Source organism: Parasphingopyxis marina, assembly GCF_014237875.1.
In the GTDB taxonomy this organism is placed as follows: Bacteria; Pseudomonadota; Alphaproteobacteria; order Sphingomonadales; family Sphingomonadaceae; genus Parasphingopyxis; species Parasphingopyxis marina.
Genome location: NZ_JACJVJ010000001.1, coordinates 1,656,557 through 1,673,435 on the forward strand (window position 1 = coordinate 1,656,557; position 16,879 = coordinate 1,673,435).

12 protein-coding genes are annotated in these 16,879 nt (G+C 63.0%); 11 read left to right on the forward strand and 1 reads right to left on the reverse strand.

Translation table 11 applies throughout. The annotated features are described in order from the left end of the window. Positions 1 to 36 precede the first annotated feature (36 nt). Complete coding sequence (locus tag H6P80_RS08305) at positions 37 to 1,671, forward strand: CTP synthase (protein WP_185800819.1); 1,635 nt, start codon at positions 37 to 39, stop codon at positions 1,669 to 1,671. Positions 1,672 to 1,714: 43 nt separating this feature from the next. Continuing rightward, entirely contained in the window at positions 1,715 to 2,416 is a 702-nt protein-coding gene (locus H6P80_RS08310) for a Crp/Fnr family transcriptional regulator (protein WP_235973749.1), read from the forward strand. Here H6P80_RS08310 and H6P80_RS08315 read toward each other — a convergent pair. Then, positions 2,413 to 3,912, reverse strand: coding sequence for an MFS transporter (locus H6P80_RS08315; protein ID WP_185800820.1), 1,500 nt, complete (start codon positions 3,910 to 3,912; stop codon positions 2,413 to 2,415). The genes H6P80_RS08310 and H6P80_RS08315 overlap by 4 nt on opposite strands. Positions 3,913 to 4,057: 145 nt before the next feature. Here H6P80_RS08315 and H6P80_RS08320 point away from each other — a divergent pair, with 145 nt between their 5' ends. From H6P80_RS08320 to H6P80_RS08360, 9 genes are all read left to right on the forward strand, one after another. Then, the gene (locus H6P80_RS08320) at positions 4,058 to 5,314 is read left to right on the forward strand and encodes a DUF3419 family protein (protein WP_185800821.1); all 1,257 of its coding nucleotides are present in this window, start codon (positions 4,058 to 4,060) and stop codon (positions 5,312 to 5,314) included. Beyond that, complete coding sequence (locus H6P80_RS08325) at positions 5,298 to 5,993, forward strand: class I SAM-dependent methyltransferase (protein ID WP_185800822.1); 696 nt, start codon at positions 5,298 to 5,300, stop codon at positions 5,991 to 5,993. The genes H6P80_RS08320 and H6P80_RS08325 overlap by 17 nt, the downstream gene beginning before the upstream one ends. A gap of 372 nt (positions 5,994 to 6,365) precedes the next feature. Continuing rightward, entirely contained in the window at positions 6,366 to 7,688 is a 1,323-nt protein-coding gene (proS, locus tag H6P80_RS08330) for a proline--tRNA ligase (protein WP_185800823.1), read from the forward strand. Further along, positions 7,685 to 8,935 carry a lipoprotein-releasing ABC transporter permease subunit gene (locus H6P80_RS08335; protein WP_185800824.1) on the forward strand — a complete coding sequence of 417 codons (1,251 nt, stop codon included), beginning with the start codon at positions 7,685 to 7,687 and terminating at the stop codon, positions 8,933 to 8,935. The genes proS and H6P80_RS08335 overlap by 4 nt, the downstream gene beginning before the upstream one ends. Continuing rightward, positions 8,928 to 9,602 (forward strand): ABC transporter ATP-binding protein, encoded by a 675-nt coding sequence (locus H6P80_RS08340; RefSeq protein WP_185800825.1) that lies wholly within the window; start codon positions 8,928 to 8,930, stop codon positions 9,600 to 9,602. Before H6P80_RS08335 ends, H6P80_RS08340 begins: the two co-directional genes overlap by 8 nt. Before the next feature lie 19 nt (positions 9,603 to 9,621). Then, the gene (locus H6P80_RS08345; RefSeq protein WP_185800826.1) at positions 9,622 to 10,098 is read left to right on the forward strand and encodes a glutathione peroxidase; all 477 of its coding nucleotides are present in this window, start codon (positions 9,622 to 9,624) and stop codon (positions 10,096 to 10,098) included. Positions 10,099 to 10,166: 68 nt separating this feature from the next. Then, on the forward strand, positions 10,167 to 11,576 hold the full coding sequence (locus H6P80_RS08350; RefSeq protein ID WP_185800827.1) for a CapA family protein: 1,410 nt from the start codon (positions 10,167 to 10,169) through the stop codon (positions 11,574 to 11,576). A gap of 79 nt (positions 11,577 to 11,655) precedes the next feature. Then, a complete protein-coding gene (gene dnaE, locus H6P80_RS08355; protein WP_185800828.1) occupies positions 11,656 to 15,168 on the forward strand; it encodes a DNA polymerase III subunit alpha in 3,513 nt (1,170 codons plus the stop codon). Between the two features lie 98 nt (positions 15,169 to 15,266). Then, positions 15,267 to 16,877 carry a long-chain fatty acid--CoA ligase gene (locus H6P80_RS08360; protein ID WP_185800829.1) on the forward strand — a complete coding sequence of 537 codons (1,611 nt, stop codon included), beginning with the start codon at positions 15,267 to 15,269 and terminating at the stop codon, positions 16,875 to 16,877. The last annotated feature ends 2 nt before the right edge of the window (positions 16,878 to 16,879 follow it).

The window sequence follows — 16,879 nt, forward strand, 5'->3', positions numbered from 1 at the left end:
CCCTTTCACCGCAATCCTGCGTAACCCTTTCCTCCCATGGCGCGGTTCATATTTATCACCGGCGGCGTGGTCTCATCGCTTGGCAAGGGTCTCATGGCAGCAAGTCTCGCTGCCCTCCTTCAGGCGCGTGGCTACAAGGTCCGCATCCGAAAATTCGATCCCTATCTGAATGTCGATCCGGGTACGATGTCGCCCTATCAGCATGGCGAGGTCTATGTGACCGACGATGGCGCGGAGACCGATCTCGATCTTGGCCATTATGAGCGCTTTACCGGCGTTTCGGCGCGGCAGTCCGACAATGTCACTTCGGGCCGCATCTACCAGACGATCATCACCAAGGAACGGCGCGGCGACTATCTCGGCGCAACCGTCCAGGTGATCCCGCACGTCACCGACGCGATCAAGGATTTCGCCAAGGCCGATCTCGGCGATATCGATTTCGTGCTGTGCGAGATCGGCGGCACGGTCGGCGATATCGAGAGCCTGCCCTTCATGGAGGCCATCCGACAGCTGAGGAACGAGCTGGGCCGCGGTCAGTCGGTCTCGATCCACACGACATTGGTACCGTTCATCGCCGCTGCCGGAGAACTCAAGACCAAGCCGACCCAGCACAGCGTCCGCGAGCTGACCTCGCTCGGCATCCAGCCCGAAGTGCTGGTCTGCCGCTGCGAACATCCGCTGCCCGACAGCGAACGCGCGAAGATCGCGGCTTTCTGCAATGTTCGCAAAAGCGCGGTCATCCCGGCGCTCGACGCGCCCAGCATCTATGCGGTGCCGCTGACCTATCACGAGGCGGGCCTTGACGACGAAGTTCTCGCCGCCTTCGGTATCGAGGAAGCGGAAGAGCCGGATCTCACCACCTGGCTCGATATCAACGACCGGCTCGAAAACCCCGAAGGCGAGGTGACCATCGGGGTCGTCGGCAAATATGTCGGCCTGCAGGACGCCTATAAATCGCTCAACGAAGCGCTCGTCCATGGCGGCATCGCCAACCGGGTGAAGGTTCATATCAAATGGATCGACGCCGAACTGTTCGAGGAAGAGGAAAGCGATATCGCGGCGCAGCTCGAGCCGATGCACGCGATCCTCGTCCCCGGCGCGTTCGGCGAGCGCGGCGCGGAAGGGAAGATCGCGGCGGTCCGCTTCGCGCGCGAACGCAACGTGCCGTATTTCGGCATTTGTTTCGGCATGCAGATGGCGTGCATCGAGGGGGTGCGTAACCTTGGCGGCATCGAGAACGCGTCCTCGACCGAATTCGGAGACACCGAAGAGCCGGTGGTCGGGCTGATCACCGAATGGATGAGCGAAGAGGGTATCCAGAAACGCGAGGCAGGCGGCGATCTGGGCGGCACGATGCGCCTCGGCGCCTATGAGGCGAAGCTCGACGGCAACAGCCATGTCGGGACAATCTACGGCAGCGAGATGATCAGCGAACGCCACCGTCACCGGTACGAGGTCAACACCCATTATATGCCGAATCTCGAAAAGGGCGGCCTCGTTTTTTCCGGCATGTCCCCGGACGGCCAACTGCCCGAGATCGTCGAGCGGCCCGATCATGACTGGTTTATCGGCGTCCAGTTCCACCCGGAACTCAAGTCCCGCCCCTTCGATCCGCATCCGCTATTTGCAAGCTTCATAGAAGCGGCGGTAAGACAGTCGCGGCTGGTCTAGTCGCAAGGATCGCCGGGTCGCATCCTGATCAAAGGAGGGACATATGGCAGTCGATCGGATGAAAGCGCAGGATCTTCTCGCGATCCTGCCGAAAGGCTCGCTTCTTGCGGCCTGCACGGAGGAACAGCTCGACGATCTGTTGGAGCGCACCAAGCTCGAATTCGCGGCGAAGCGAGAGATATTGATCCATCAGGGCGATCCGGGCGATTCGGCGATCATTCTCGTCACCGGCACGGCGCGGGTGAACATGGTGGCGGCGAACGGCCGGGAAATCGTGCTCGATTATCTGGGGCCGGGCACGGTGATCGGCGAGATCGCTCTGCTCGACGGGGGCGACCGGACGGCGACGGTAACGATGGTCGACGATGGCAGCATCATGCACCTGACCCGATCCCAGGCCGAGGATTTCATCTTTCAGAACCCGACCGTCGCGCTCCGCATGCTGCAGGAAATGGCACGGCGGCTTCGCCAGATGAATACGACGGTCGAAAGCGACCGCGCCTTTTCGGCCGGGCCCCGGCTCGCACGCTATCTCCAGCGCCTTACCGACGCCGAAGCCGCGAACCAGAAGCTCAAGATCGACATCAGCCAGAGCGAACTCGGCCATTTCGTCGGTATCAGCCGCGAAAATATCAATCGTCAGCTTTCGGCCTGGGCCGAGGCCGGGTTGATCGAGCTCGACCAGGGCAAGATCTGTATTCTCGATTGCGCGGCGCTATGGGAAATTGCGGCGATGGGCGATTAGGCGCCGGCTTCACGCTCCGCCAGCTTTCGCAGATTCTCCTCATGCTCGGTCCGGTCGATCCGGTATTGGCTGATGATAGCGATCATCGTCAGCCAGAGCGCGAGCACGGCCGGCGCGTAGACGGCGCCGAGCAGCCATAGCGTTTCATCGCTCGCTTCGCCCTGTTGTGCGCCGGCGGCGAGGCCGACCGCCGAAATGACGAAACCGGCGATAACGATGCCGATCCCGATCCCGCATTTTCGCATGAAGGTATAGGCGGCGTAGAACATGCCTTCCGAGCGCCGCCCGGTCCGGAGTTCCGCCTGTTCGACGAGATCGGCGACCATCGAGGCAGCGAGGATCTGGTAGCAGATCACCAGCCCGATATCGATCGTCGTCGTCAGCACGATGAACCAGAAGATGAAGGGCGACTCATTACCCGGAAGCACGTCCATCAGGCGCAGGAAGATCGGCGTCGGCGATCCGATAAAGGCGATCAGGCCGATGGTGATCGCGCCGCGCTTCTTGCCGAATTTGCGCGAAATAACCGGCGCGAGCACGGCCCCGAGCACCGCTGAAATAAAGACGCACAGCGTGACGACGCCGATCTGCTGCGGGCTGAAACCCCAGAAATAGGTCGTGAAATAGAAGGCCAGGCCGGCATTGAGGCCGGTCGCGACGAAGCCGAAGATCGAGGCGATGAACAGCGCGATAAAGGAACGGCTGGCAAAGGTTTCGCCGATTTCCCGGAAGATCGTCCCCAGGGTCAACCGGCGCTTGGGCGGCGGTTGTTTGAGATGCGGAATGCGCGAATGGGTGCCGAGCGTCGACACCATGATCGCGGCAAAGATCAGGATCGCCGACAGCAGGCCGTATAGCGCATAGGCATCCCGGTTGAATGAGCCGTTGGCGATCGCCGCCGTCACGAAAGCCGGAAAGATCAGCGCGAAGTTGATGACCGACATCGCATTGCCGCCGGTCCATGCGAAATAATAGCGGAAGCTGAGCAGGGAGCTGCGCTCGTCGTAATTCTCGGTCAGTTCCGGCGCGAGCGCGGTGCTCGGCGTCTCGTAAAAGGTGATGAAGGTGCGGATCAGGATCGCAAGCAGCAGCACATACCAGAACAGCGCTTGGCTGCTCCACCCGACCGGCGGGTTCCAGAGAAAATAATAGCTGACCGCGACGGGAATGGCGGCGGCATACATGAAGGGATGGCGGCGGCCCCAGCGCGACCGGAAATTGTCCGACCAGTATCCCACCACCGGATCGCTGATCGCATCGGCGATCAGCGCGATGAGGATGGCGAGACTGACGAGCCGCGCGTCGAGCCCGATGACCTGCGCGTAGAAGAGCAGCAGGAAATAGTTGAAGCCGTTATCCTTGACGCCATAGGCGATCGCACCGAAGCCATAAGCGAGCTTGGTCCACAAGGAGGGGCTGGTCTTGGCAAGCCCGCCCGCGCCCAGCACGCTCTCCGCGCCGACGGAACCGATGCCGCTCCGTTCGTCTTCCCGCATCCCGCTCTCCCCGGAACTGTTTTCTTTTCGGGCTAACCGCTCCCGTGGGAAATAGCCATGGGCGGCCGCTGCAACGCGATTGACCGCAAACCGTCATCGGCCAGTCACCATGCACCCCTAAAGGCATCGGGCGATGGAGACGCCCATGGCACAGCTTCGGCTCGCGGAAAGTTCGAAACGCACGCACGGCAGGAATGGCGAAGTGCGCCGCGCCGTTCACCAGCACGATCATCTTAGCAAGCAGGGCCTGTTGGAGCGCGCCTTCACCTTCGCCTTTCGCGGCCTTGTCTATGCGCAGATCTGGGAAGACCCGGTTGTCGATCTCGAAGCCTTGCAGCTGGGCCCCGATTCCCGGCTGGTGACGATCGCCAGCGGCGGCTGCAACGTGCTGAGCTATCTGACCGCCAATCCCGAGCGGATCGTCGCGGTCGATCTCAACACCGCGCATATCGCGCTCAACCGGCTGAAACTCGCGGCGGCGGCGCAGCTTCCCGACCATGCGAGCTTCCACCGCTTTTTCGCCGGAGCAGACGACCGGCGCAACATCGCCGCCTATCGCGATCATGTTCGCCCGCATCTCGACGAAACCAGCCGGCGCTATTGGGAACGGCGCGATCTGCTGGGCCGGCGCCGGATCGGTGGATTTGCGCGCAATTTCTACCGGCGCGGCTTGCTCGGCCATTTCATTACCGCGGCGCACATGGTGGCGAAGCTCTACGGCGTCGATCCCCGCGAGATGCTGAAAGCGGAAACGCGCGAGGAGCAAAGGCGGCTGTTCGAGGAGCGCCTCTCACCGATCTTCGACAAGAAATTCGTGCGCTGGCTGACCGACCAGCCCGCTTCGCTGTTCGGCCTCGGCATTCCGCCCGCGCAATATGAAGCGCTGGTGGGCGGCGATCCCGACGGCATGGCGAATGTCCTTCGGAAGCGCCTCGAAAAACTCGCCTGCGATTTCGAGTTTTCGGACAATTATTTCGCCTGGCAGGCTTTCGGAAGGGGTTATGGCAAGGCGGAGACGGCGCCGCTTCCTCCCTATCTGGAACAGGCCAATTACGACGCCGTCGTTTCCCGGCTCGATCGCGTCGAGATACGCCACGCCAATTTCGTGCATTTCCTGGCCGAGGAACCGGCGGGGAGCCTCGACCGCTATGTGCTGCTCGATGCGCAGGACTGGATGACGGACGATCAGCTGACCGCGCTCTGGACCGAGATTACCCGCACCGCACGGCCGGGATCGCGTGTCCTGTTCCGCACGGCGGCCGAGCCGAGCCTGCTTCCGGGCCGCGTGCCGGAGCGTATCCTCGGGCGCTGGGCCTATCGGGACGAACTGTCCCGCTCGCTGACCGCCCGGGACCGGTCTTCCATCTATGGCGGCGTCCATCTCTATGAACGCGCCGATTGAACCGGCGCTGGCCGGCGGCAAGGCCGGCGCCCGGATGGATGCGATTTATCGCCACCAACGGCATATCTACGATCTCACGCGCAAATATTATCTGCTCGGACGCGATCGCATGGTTGACCGGATGGCGCCGCCTGCCGGCGCTTCGGTGCTGGAAATCGGATGCGGCACCGGTCGCAACCTGATCCGCGCCGCCCGCCGTTTTCCCGACGCCCGCTATTTCGGAATCGATATCTCCGAAGCGATGCTGGTGACGGCGCGCGCCAATATCGCGAAGGAATGTCTGAGCGAGCGAATCATGCTTGCCTGCGGCGATGCGGCGCAATTCGATCCCGATGCGCTGTTCGGCGTCGCGCGGTTCGACCGCGTATTCCTGTCCTACACGCTCTCCATGATCCCGCCCTGGCGCGCCGTATTGCAGGGCCTGCCGAAACTGCTCAGCGGGCGCGGCGAAATTCACATCGTCGATTTCGGGCAGCAGGAGCGCTTGCCGCCCGCCTTCCGGCGGATGCTGTTCGCCTGGTTGGACCGGTTCGACGTCTCGCCGCGGGCGGAGATGGCGGATACGCTCAGTGCCCTGGCGGCCAATCACTCTATGACGCTGGAGTTCGACCGGCTGTTTCGCGGCTATAGCTGGGCGGCGGAAATGCGCTGGATAGGGTGCGCGGATCCCGGACGCTAGAAAGCCCGAAACGCCTCGTCCGAAATGTCTTAGGTAGAAACGAATGTGCCCGGACCTTTCGATCCGGGCACAAGCGTGACGAATATTCGTCAGCCCCCTTTGGTTGGCCCCGGTTCGCGCCCAGCTTTTCCCCTCGAAAACGGGCAGCGGGTGGAGCCTCCCTGAACCACGGCCGTTTGGCGCGTAATCCGTAGCGAAACTGCTATGCCAAACCGCAGCCCCTTGTCATGGGGTTAGAGGTAACATGGCCACATTATCTTTGAATCCGTGTCTATCGCGCAACAGAAGCATGGAGCGCTAGAAGGTTGCGGGCGGCGCAGCGCGGCCCTAGAGACGCGGGTCATCCACGGCCCCATTCGGACCCAAAAACCCATGCGCCTATCCCGCTATTTTCTGCCCGTTACCAAGGAAACGCCCGCCGACGCTGAAGTGATCAGCCACAAGCTGATGCTGCGCGCCGGGCTCGTCCGCCAGACCTCGGCCGGCATCTATGCCTGGCTACCGCTCGGCTTTCGCGTGCTCAGGAAGATCGAGCAGATCGTGCGCGAGGAACAGGACCGGGCGGGCGCGATCGAGATGCTGATGCCGACCATCCAGTCGGCCGAGCTGTGGCGCGAAAGCGGCCGTTACGATGCCTATGGCCCCGAAATGCTGCGCATCGCCGATCGTTCGGATCGCGATCTCCTCTATGGCCCGACCAATGAGGAAGTGATCACATCGCTCTTCAAAGATGGCGCGAAAAGCTATCGCGACCTGCCGCGCAATCTCTATCATATCCAGTGGAAATTTCGCGACGAGCGCCGTCCGCGCTTCGGCGTGATGCGCGGCCGCGAATTCCTGATGAAGGATGCCTATAGCTTCGATCTCGACGAGGCTGGCGGACGGATCAGCTACAACAAGATGTTCGTCGCCTATCTGCGCACTTTCGCGCGGATGGGGCTGCGGGCGATGCCGATGCAGGCCGATACCGGACCGATCGGCGGTGACCTTAGCCATGAATTCATCGTCCTCGCCCCGTCGGGCGAGAGCGAGGTGTTTTTCCATGAAAGCTGGGAGCAACCGCGCACAGCCGAGGATTATGCGGTCGATGTCGAAGACAGCGCGGCTCTGCAGGCCTTCGTCGATTCGATGACCGCCGACTATGCCGCGACCGACGAAAAGCGCGACGAGGCGCGCGAGGCGGAAATGGGCGATGCGCTGCGCGAATCCCGCGGCGTCGAAGTCGGCCATATCTTCTTCTTCGGCGAAAAATATTCCAAGGCGATGGGCCTCAAAGTGTCGGGCCCCGACGGCGACATGGTGACGCCGCTGATGGGCAGCTACGGCATCGGCGTTTCGCGCCTCGTCGGCGCGATCATCGAGGCGAGCCATGACGATGACGGGATCGTCTGGCCCGAGTCGGTGGCGCCCTACAAGATCGGCCTTATCAACATGCGCGCGGACGACGAGACCTGCACGGCGGCTGCCGACGATCTCTATGCGCGGCTGGAAGCCGCCGGAGTCGAGGTCCTGTACGACGATCGCGACGAACGGGGCGGCGCCAAATTCGCCACGATGGATGTGATCGGCCTTCCCTGGCAGCTGATCGTCGGCCCCCGAGGGCTGGAAAAGGGCGTGGTCGAGCTCAAGAACCGGGCGACCGGAGAGCGCGTGGAACTAGCGCCGGAACTCGCCATCGGAAAGCTGTCGGGATGATCCTCTCCCGCCATGAGCGGATGATAGCGAAGCGCTATCTGCTGCCCGGCAAGGGCGAGCGTTTCATCTTCGTCGTTGCCTCGATCAGCCTCGTCGCCGTCATGCTCGGCGTCTGGGCCCTGGTCGTCGTGATGAGCGTGATGAACGGATTTCGTGCCGAGCTGTTTGACAAGACGGTGGGTCTGAACGGCCATGCCGTGGTTCAGGGCTATGGCGGACGCTTGCCCGACTGGGAACTGATTATGGACGAGCTGGAGGCGACCGAGGGCGTCGTTTCGGCGACTCCGCTGATCGAACAGCCGCTGATGGCGAGCTATGCGGGGCGCGTCGAAGGCGTGCTGGCGCGCGGAATGCGCACCGCCGACATTCGTGAGAACGAGGTTTTCAACAGCAATATCATCGAAGGCGACATGCGGGCGCTTACGCCGGGCAGCGGGAATGTCGCGATCGGATCGCGGCTGGCCGTCTCTCTGGGCGCCGTCGTTGGCGGGCAGATCAGCCTGATTTCACCGCAAGGCCGTTCGACGCCTTTCGGGACCGTCCCGCGCATCGTTTCCTACAATGTCGGGGCAATATTCGAGGTCGGCGTCTATGATTTCGACAGCGCCTTCGTGCTTATGCCGATGGAGGACGCGCAAACCCTTTTGATGATGAGCGACACCGTCGGCATGATAGAGATCGACACCGTCGATCCCGACAATGTCCACGCCATCATAGCGCCGATCGCGGCGCGTTGGGCCGGTCAGGCCGTTGTCACGGACTGGCGGGAGATGAATAGCGAGTTGTTCGACGCGCTGGAAATCGAACGCGTCGTGATGTTTATCATCCTGTCGCTGATCATCATTGTCGCGGTGTTCAATATCCTGTCCTCGCTGATAATGCTTGTCAGGGCCAAGAAACGCGACATCGCCATCTTGCGTACCATGGGCGCGACAAGGCGCTCCATGATGAAGATATTCCTCACCATCGGCCTCACGACGAGCGCGCTCGGTACCATCGCCGGGCTGCTGCTTGCTTTCGTGACTCTTCGCTACCGTCAGGGCGCCGTCGAAATCGTGCAGACCCTTACCGGCCAGAATCTCTGGGATCCGTCGATCCGCTTCATCACCGAACTGCCCGCGCGCACCGATCCTTTCGAAGTTCTGGCCATTGTCGGACTGGCGATGGGTTCGGCCTTCATCTTCACTCTCTACCCGGCCTACAAGGCGGCCAGCACCGATCCTGTCGAGGTGCTGCGCTATGAGTGAGACGGTTCTCGCCGTTAAGGCGCTGGCGCGGAGCTTCGAACAGGGCGGCGTCAGGATCGACGTATTGCGCGGTATCGATTTCACCATCGGCCATGGCGAAATCGTCGCGCTGCTCGGCCCGTCCGGTTCCGGCAAATCGACGATGCTGCAGGCGGTCGGCCTGCTCGAAGGGGGCTTTTCCGGTTCGATCGCAATCGACGGCGAAGAGGTCGGAAGCCTGGAAAGCGACGCGCGGACCCGCATCCGGCGCGATCATCTGGGTTTCGTCTATCAGTTCCACCATCTTCTTCCCGATTTCTCGGCGAAGGAGAATGTCGTCATCCCGCAGCTGATCCGCGGCGCGACCTATGCGGATGCCGAAAAGCGCGCAGCATCGCTGCTCAACCGGTTGGGCCTCGGGCATCGGCTCGAACACCGTCCATCGCAGCTTTCAGGCGGCGAGCAGCAGCGCGTCGCAGTCGGTCGGGCGCTGGCGAACAAACCCTCGCTCGTCCTTGCCGACGAGCCGACCGGCAATCTCGACGAAGCCACGGCCGATATCGTTCTCGCCGAATTCCTGAAACTGGTCCGCGAGGAAGGGAGCGCGGCGCTTATCGCGACGCATAATGAGCGGCTGGCGAAGAAGACGGACCGGCTGGTGCGGTTGCATGAGGGCCGTCTTGAATAAGGGCGATCCGCAGCCAGTCATGAGCGTGCACGGTTTCGAGGTGGATCTGCCCGACGGCACGAAACAGGCGCTCGCCGACTATGCGGGCAAGGCGCTGCTCATCGTCAATGTCGCCTCCCAATGCGGATTCACATCGCAATATGCCGGGCTCGAGGAACTGTATCGCAAATATAAGGATCGCGGGTTCGAGATATTGGCGTTCCCCTGCAATCAGTTTGGCGGGCAGGAACCGGGCGATGCCGAGGAAATCCGGAATTTCTGTACGCTCACCTATGACGTGACCTTTCCGCTCTTTGCCAAGATCGCCGTCAACGGGTCCGATGCCGATCCGCTCTGGGTGCATCTGCGCGAGCAGGAGCGCGGCCTGGGCACCAACCAGATCAAGTGGAATTTCACCAAATTCCTGGTCGATGCCGACGGCGCGGTCGTCCATCGCTACGCGCCGACGACGAAGCCCTGGCAGATCGAAAAGGATATCGCGGCGCTGCTGTCCTAGGGCGGCTGCATTTGCCAGCAGCCCCGATTCATGGTGGATTGCACCGGAAGCATATGACCGGGGGCAAGATGAACCGAATTTTCAAAGCCGGCCGCAAGCATTTTTCTCGCGGCGCGATGGCCGGCCTTGTGGTCGCTATCGCAAGCCTTTTCGTCCCGCCCGTTGCCGCGCAGGAGACGGCGATCCGCATCGCCCCGGTGCCCGCCGAGGCCATGCCCGATGGCTTCACCTTCGCCGCAGTTGGCGATCTCATCTATTTGCGGCCGATTCTGCCGGTTCTGGAGTCGCGCTCGCCCCGGATGCTGGCGTTGCTGCGCGAGGCCGATCTCACCTTCGGCAATTTCGAGACGATGGCGATCGACATGGCGCATTTCGAGGGGTCGCCCCAGGCGCTGTCGGGCGGTTCATGGATGTATGCCGACCCGCGCGTGGTGGGCGATGTGCGGGACATGGGCTTCGATATCGTCAGCCTTGCCAATAATCATTCGACAGATTGGGGCGTCGAGGGGCTGGCCGAGACCGAAAGGCGGCTCACCGACGCGGGACTGGTGTTCGCGGGCACGGGACCGACCTTGCAGGGCGCGCGATCGCCGCGCTTCCATCATGCGCCTCAGGGCCGGGTGTCGCTTGTCGACGCCGCGTCCAGTTTCACGGCGATGTCGCCGGCGGGCGATCCGGTCGGCGCGGTGCCGGGCCGTGCTGGGCTCAATCCGCTCCGGGTCGATCGCATCGCTATCGTTCGCCCCGACCAGCTCGAGCAATTGCGCGCGATCGCCGGGCAGGAGGACGAGGCAGAAACAGTTCGCCTGTTCGGGCGGAGTTTCCGCGCCGGGACGCAGCCCGATGGTACGCTGGCCTGGACGTTCGAGCCCAACGAAAGCGATGTGGCGGGCAATCTCCTCGCGATCCGCCAGGGCCGACAGTACAGCAATTTCGCGGTTTACAGCCTGCACAATCACGAGCCCGGCAACGATAGCGATACGCCCGCCGATTTCGCCATCGCCTTTGCGCGCCGGGCGATCGATGCGGGCGCCGACGCCTTTGTCGGGCATGGGCCGCACATCTTGCGCGGCATCGAGATTTATCGCGGGCGGCCGATCTTCTATTCGCTCGGCAACTTCGCGATGATGAACAATGCGCTCGAGGCGCTGCCCGGCGATTTCTACGAGCGGCTTGGCATCGAGCCCGGTGAAGCGACGGTCGGCGAGATCCTGCAGGGCAGGGCGGAACGGTCTTTTTCCGATTCCCGCCAGTTCGAATCGGTGATTGCGGTGTCGCGCTTCGAGGGCGGGCAGGTTGCCGAAATCCGGCTCTATCCGATCGATCTCGGCGTCGATGCGACCGGCATCGACCGCGGCGTCCCACGCCTGGCGACCGGCGCCACCGCGCGGCGGATCCTCGAAACGATGCAAAGGCTGTCGGAGCCTTTCGGAACGACCGTCGTCATTGCCAACGGCGTCGGGATCATCCGGCCCTGAGACGGCCGCCCATTGGCGATCCACATCGCGGCGGCTTTCCCGCTTTTCCGAATCGCGACGAGTGCCCATAGTCGCGGCCATGCCCCATACGCCCTTCGTCCCGCTGCGCGTCTTTTCGGCCTATACGATGCTGGAAGGCGCGATCCAGCCGAAGGATATCGCCAAAAGGGCCCGCGAACTCGGCTTTCCGGCGGCAGCGCTCATGGACCGGAACGGGCTCTATGCGGCGATGCCCTTTTGCGCGGCGGCGATCGAGAAGGGCGTCCAGCCGATCATCGGCGCGACCTTGGCGGTGGCACGGCCGGGCCGGCCCGAGGGCGAGGATCCGATCATCGATTGGCTGCCGCTGCTCGTGCAGGACGAAGAGGGCTATGAAAATCTCTGCGCGCTGGTGTCGCAGGCGCATCTCGATCGGCCGCTCGAGGAACCGCCGCATATCGCCATGGACGCGCTGGAAGGCCGCACCGCCGGCCTGATAGCGCTGACCGGCGGGGGCGAGGGCGGGCTTGCGCGGCTATACGAGGGAGAGCAGGCGGACGCCGCCAAGGCCTATGCCGACCGGCTATGCGCGCTGTTCCCCGGCCGTCTCTATGTCGAGATCAGCCGGCGCGGCGATCCGATAGAGGAGGCGAGCGAGGAGGCGCTGCTCGATCTCGCCTATGCGCGCGACCTGCCCCTCGTCGCCACCAATCCCGCCTTTTTCCAGAAGCAGGATTTTCATGCGGCGCACGATGCGATGCTGTGTATCGCGGATTCGAACTATGTCGAAAGCGACGACCGGCGGCAAAGCCCCGAAGAGGGCTGGATGGTGCCCTATGAAGCGATGGAATCGCGTTTCGACGATCTGCCCGAAGCGCTCGAAAATACGCTCGTCGTCGCCCAGCGCTGCGCTTTTGCCGCGCCGAAGCGCGATCCCATCCTGCCCAGCGTCGCCGGCGATCTCGACGGCGAATCGGCCCAGCTGCGCGAGGATGCCCGGGCCGGTCTGGAAGCGCGGCTGGTCGCGATCCACGGCGATGCGCTGACCGACGAGATCCGAAAGCCCTATGCCGAGCGGCTCGAATATGAACTCGATATCATTATCGAGATGGGTTTCCCCGGCTATTTCCTGATCGTTGCCGATTTCATCAAATGGGCGAAAGCGCAGGACATTCCCGTGGGGCCGGGACGCGGCTCGGGCGCGGGTTCGGTCGTCGCCTGGGCACTGACGATCACCGGCCTCGATCCGCTCCAACTGGGCCTGCTTTTCGAACGCTTCCTGAACCCGGAGCGCGTGTCGATGCCCGATTTCGACATCGATTTCTGCGAAACGCGACGCGGCGAAGTCATCCGCTACGTCCAGCAGAAATATGGCCGCGACCAGGTCGCCCAGATCATCACCTTCGGAACCATGAAATCGCGCGCCGTGCTGCGCGACGTCGGCCGCGTGCTGCAGATGCCCTATGGCCAGGTCGACCGGCTGACCAAGATGGTGCCCAACCATCCGACCGATCCCTGGACGCTGGAACGCACGCTCAACGGCGTCACCGAATTCGCCGCCGAATATAAGGGCGACGGCGATGTGAAGAAGCTCGTCGACCTCGCGATGAAGCTCGAAGGCCTGCCGCGTCACAGTTCGACCCACGCAGCGGGCGTCGTCATCGGCGACCGGCGGCTCGACAAGCTGGTGCCGCTCTATCGCGATCCCCGTTCCGACATTCCCGTCACCCAGTTCGATATGAAGAATGTCGAAAAGGCCGGGTTGGTGAAGTTCGACTTTCTCGGCCTCAAGACGCTTTCGGTTCTGCAAAAGGCCGTGCAGCTCCTCGCGCAGCGCGGGATATCGGTCGATCTCGACCGGCTTGGCTGGGACGACGAACAGGTGTACGAACTGCTCCAGAAGAGCGACACGGTCGGCGTTTTCCAGCTGGAATCGGAGGGCATGCGGCGGACGCTTGCGGCGGTGAAGCCGACCTGTTTCGAAGACATCATCGCGCTCGTCTCGCTCTACCGGCCCGGCCCAATGGACAATATTCCGATGTTCGGCGCGCGCAAGAACGGCGTCGAGCCGATCGAGTATCCGCACCCCGATCTCGAACCGATCCTGAAGGAAACCTACGGGATCTTCGTCTACCAGGAACAGGTTATGGAGGCGGCGCGGATCCTCGCGGGCTATTCGCTCGGCGACGCCGACTTGCTCCGCCGCGCAATGGGCAAGAAGATCCAGTCGGAAATGGACGCGCAGCGTGAACGCTTCGTGTCGGGTTGCGCCGGGAACGACATCGGCGCGCCCAAGGCCAACGAGTTGTTCGACTTGATCGCCAAGTTCGCGGGCTATGGTTTCAACAAGTCCCACGCCGCCGCCTATGCGCTGATCGCCTATCAGACGGCCTGGTTGAAAGTCCATTATCGCGAGGAATTCTACGCGGCGTCGATGTGCTACGACATGGGCAATACCGACAAGCTCGGCATCTTTACCGAAGACATGCGCCGTTCGAGCGTCGCATGCCTGCCGCCTTGCGTGAATGCGAGCGAGGCGCTGTTCTCGGTCGAGGAATATCAGGACGAACATGCGGTCCGCTATGCGCTGGCGGCGCTCAAGGGTGTCGGCTCCAAGGCGATGGAACAGCTGGTCGTGGAGCGCGAGGCGAACGGGGTTTTCGAAAGCCTCGATGATTTCGCAGCGCGCGTCGATCCGCATCTGCTCAACCGCCGCCAGCTCGAAAGCCTGGCCGGAGCGGGCGCGTTCGACGCTCTCGACGCCAATCGACCGGCGGTCTTCGCGGCGGCGGAAACCATCCTTTCGATCGCGTCGAGCGAAGCCGATGCACGCGAAACCGGGCAGGGCGGGCTGTTTTCGGAAAGCGAATCCGATATTGCCCATATCCGCCTGTCGGAGAGCGCACATTGGCCGCTCGCCGAGCGCATGGCGCAGGAAAAGGAGGCGTTCGGCTTCTATTTTTCCGGCCATCCGGTCGACAATTACCAGCACCTCGCCAAGGCGTTCGGCGCGCAAAGCTATGCCGAACTGTGCGCGCTGCCCGCCCCGGTCGATGGCGGGCGGATGCGCGGGATCGTCATGGCGGGGCTCGTCGAAAATGTGCGCAAGCGCACCTCGCGGCGCGGCAACCCGTTCATCACCGCAACCCTTTCCGATTCCTCGGGCCAATATTTCTCCAGCGCGTTCGAGGAAGGGCCACGCGAGGAGATGGAAGAAGCGGCACGCGACGGCAAATGCGGGTTGCTTCGCGTCGAGCTCGACTGGCAGCCGGGCGAGGAAACGCCGCGCGTCACCGTCCAGCAATTCCAGCCCTTTGACGGCCTTGCCAATGCCAGCCGGATGACGATGACCATCGAGACCGCGGACCCTGCCTCCCTGGCGCAGCTCCCCGCGGCGCTGGGCGGGAATGGCGAGGGGCGCGGCACGGTCGTGCTGCGCGCGCCGCTTCCCGGTGGCGGCGAAGCCAATGTGGTTCTCGGCCGCCGCTTCGCGCTCGATGCCGAACTGGCAGAGACGGTCCGCACTCTTCCCGGCATGATTTCGGCCCAGCTATCGGCGGACAATACCGCCGCACCGGCCGAGCAGCGGCCGCGCCTCGCCGCCGTTTCCTGATCCGCCCCTTCGGCGCCGCGGCACAGTTTCGGGCTGGACCGCCCGGCGCGCCCGGCTAAGATGGCCGGAAAAAAAGTCCGAAGGACGAAGGGATAGACATGCTTGGAGGAATGCAGGACGCGCAGCTGCGGGTGACGAACATCATCGATCACGCCGCGCGCGAACATGGCCATCGCGAAATCGTGACCTATTGGGCGGACCGGACGATCGGTCGCACCAACTGGGCCGGCATCCATGAAGATGCCCGTAAATGCGCCCAAGCGCTGCTGAAGCTCGGCATGACGAAGGGGGACCGGATCGCGACCCTGGCGATGAACCATGCGCATCATCTCGCCTCCTGGTACGGGATCGCGGGCATCGGCGGCGTCGTTCACACGGTCAATCCGCGGCTGTTCGCCGAACAGCTGATCTACATCATGAACCATGCGGAAGACCGCGTGCTGCTGTTCGACAAGGCGTTCGAACCACTGGTCGAGGCGATCAAGCCCCAGTTGAAGACGATCGAGCATTTCATCCTGTTCGACGGTCCGATCGACGGCGAGGGCGACTATCCGACCTTCCGCGCGCTGATCGACGCGGAAGATGGCGACTTCGAATGGGTGACCGGCGACGAGCGCGAACCTTGCGGCCTTTGCTATACGAGCGGCACGACCGGTAATCCCAAGGGCGTGCTTTACGAGCATCGCTCCAACGTCATCCACGCGATCACCGAGGGTCAGCCCGATGCGATGAACCTCTCGACGCGCTCGGTGATGCTGCCGATCGTGCCGATGTTCCATGCCAATGCCTGGGGTCTGCCCTTCGCCTGCGCGGTGACCGGATCGAAGATGGTGTTCTCCGCCGTCAACGAAGGCGAGGTACTGTGCGATCTCGTGCAGAATGAAGGCGTGACCCATTCGGCGGGCGTGCCGACCGTCTGGCTCGCCATGTTCGCCCATATGGACGCAACCGGGGTCGATTACGGCAAACTGGAAATGGTGGTGATCGGCGGCTCGGCCGCGCCGCGCGCGATGATCGAGCGGTTCATGCATGCCGGCGTTTACGTGCTCCACGCCTGGGGCATGACCGAAACCTCGCCGATCGGCACCATCGGCCAGCGCCCTTACAACTGGGAGGAGCTTTCCTTCGACGAAAAGGTCGACATCATTTGCAAGCAGGGCCGGACTCCGTTCGGCGTCGAGATCCGCGTCGTCGACGATGACGGTAATGTGCTGCCGCGCGACGGCGAATCCTCGGGTCGGCTCCAGGTGCGCGGCCCCTGGATCCTCGATCAGTATTTCCAGGACGAAAGCGGCAAATGCGTCGGCGAGGACAATTGGTTCGACACCGGCGACGTGTCGGTGATCCATCCCGACGGGGTCATGCAGATCACCGACCGGGCGAAGGACGTCATCAAATCGGGCGGAGAATGGATCAGCTCGATCGAACTGGAAAACGCCGCTGTGGGCTGCCCGGGCGTTGCCGAGGCGGCGGCGGTCGGCGTCTATCATCCCAAATGGGACGAGCGGCCCCTGCTGCTGGTCGTGAAAAAAGACGGTGCCGATATCGAGGCCGATGATGTCGTCGGGTATCTGACGGACAAGGTCGCCAAATGGTGGCTGCCCGACGAGGTGAAGTTCGTTGACGAGCTGCCGCATACGGCGACCGGCAAGATCCTGAAGCGCGCACTGCGCGAGGAATATAAGGATTACAAGCTGGAAGGCGTGTGAGG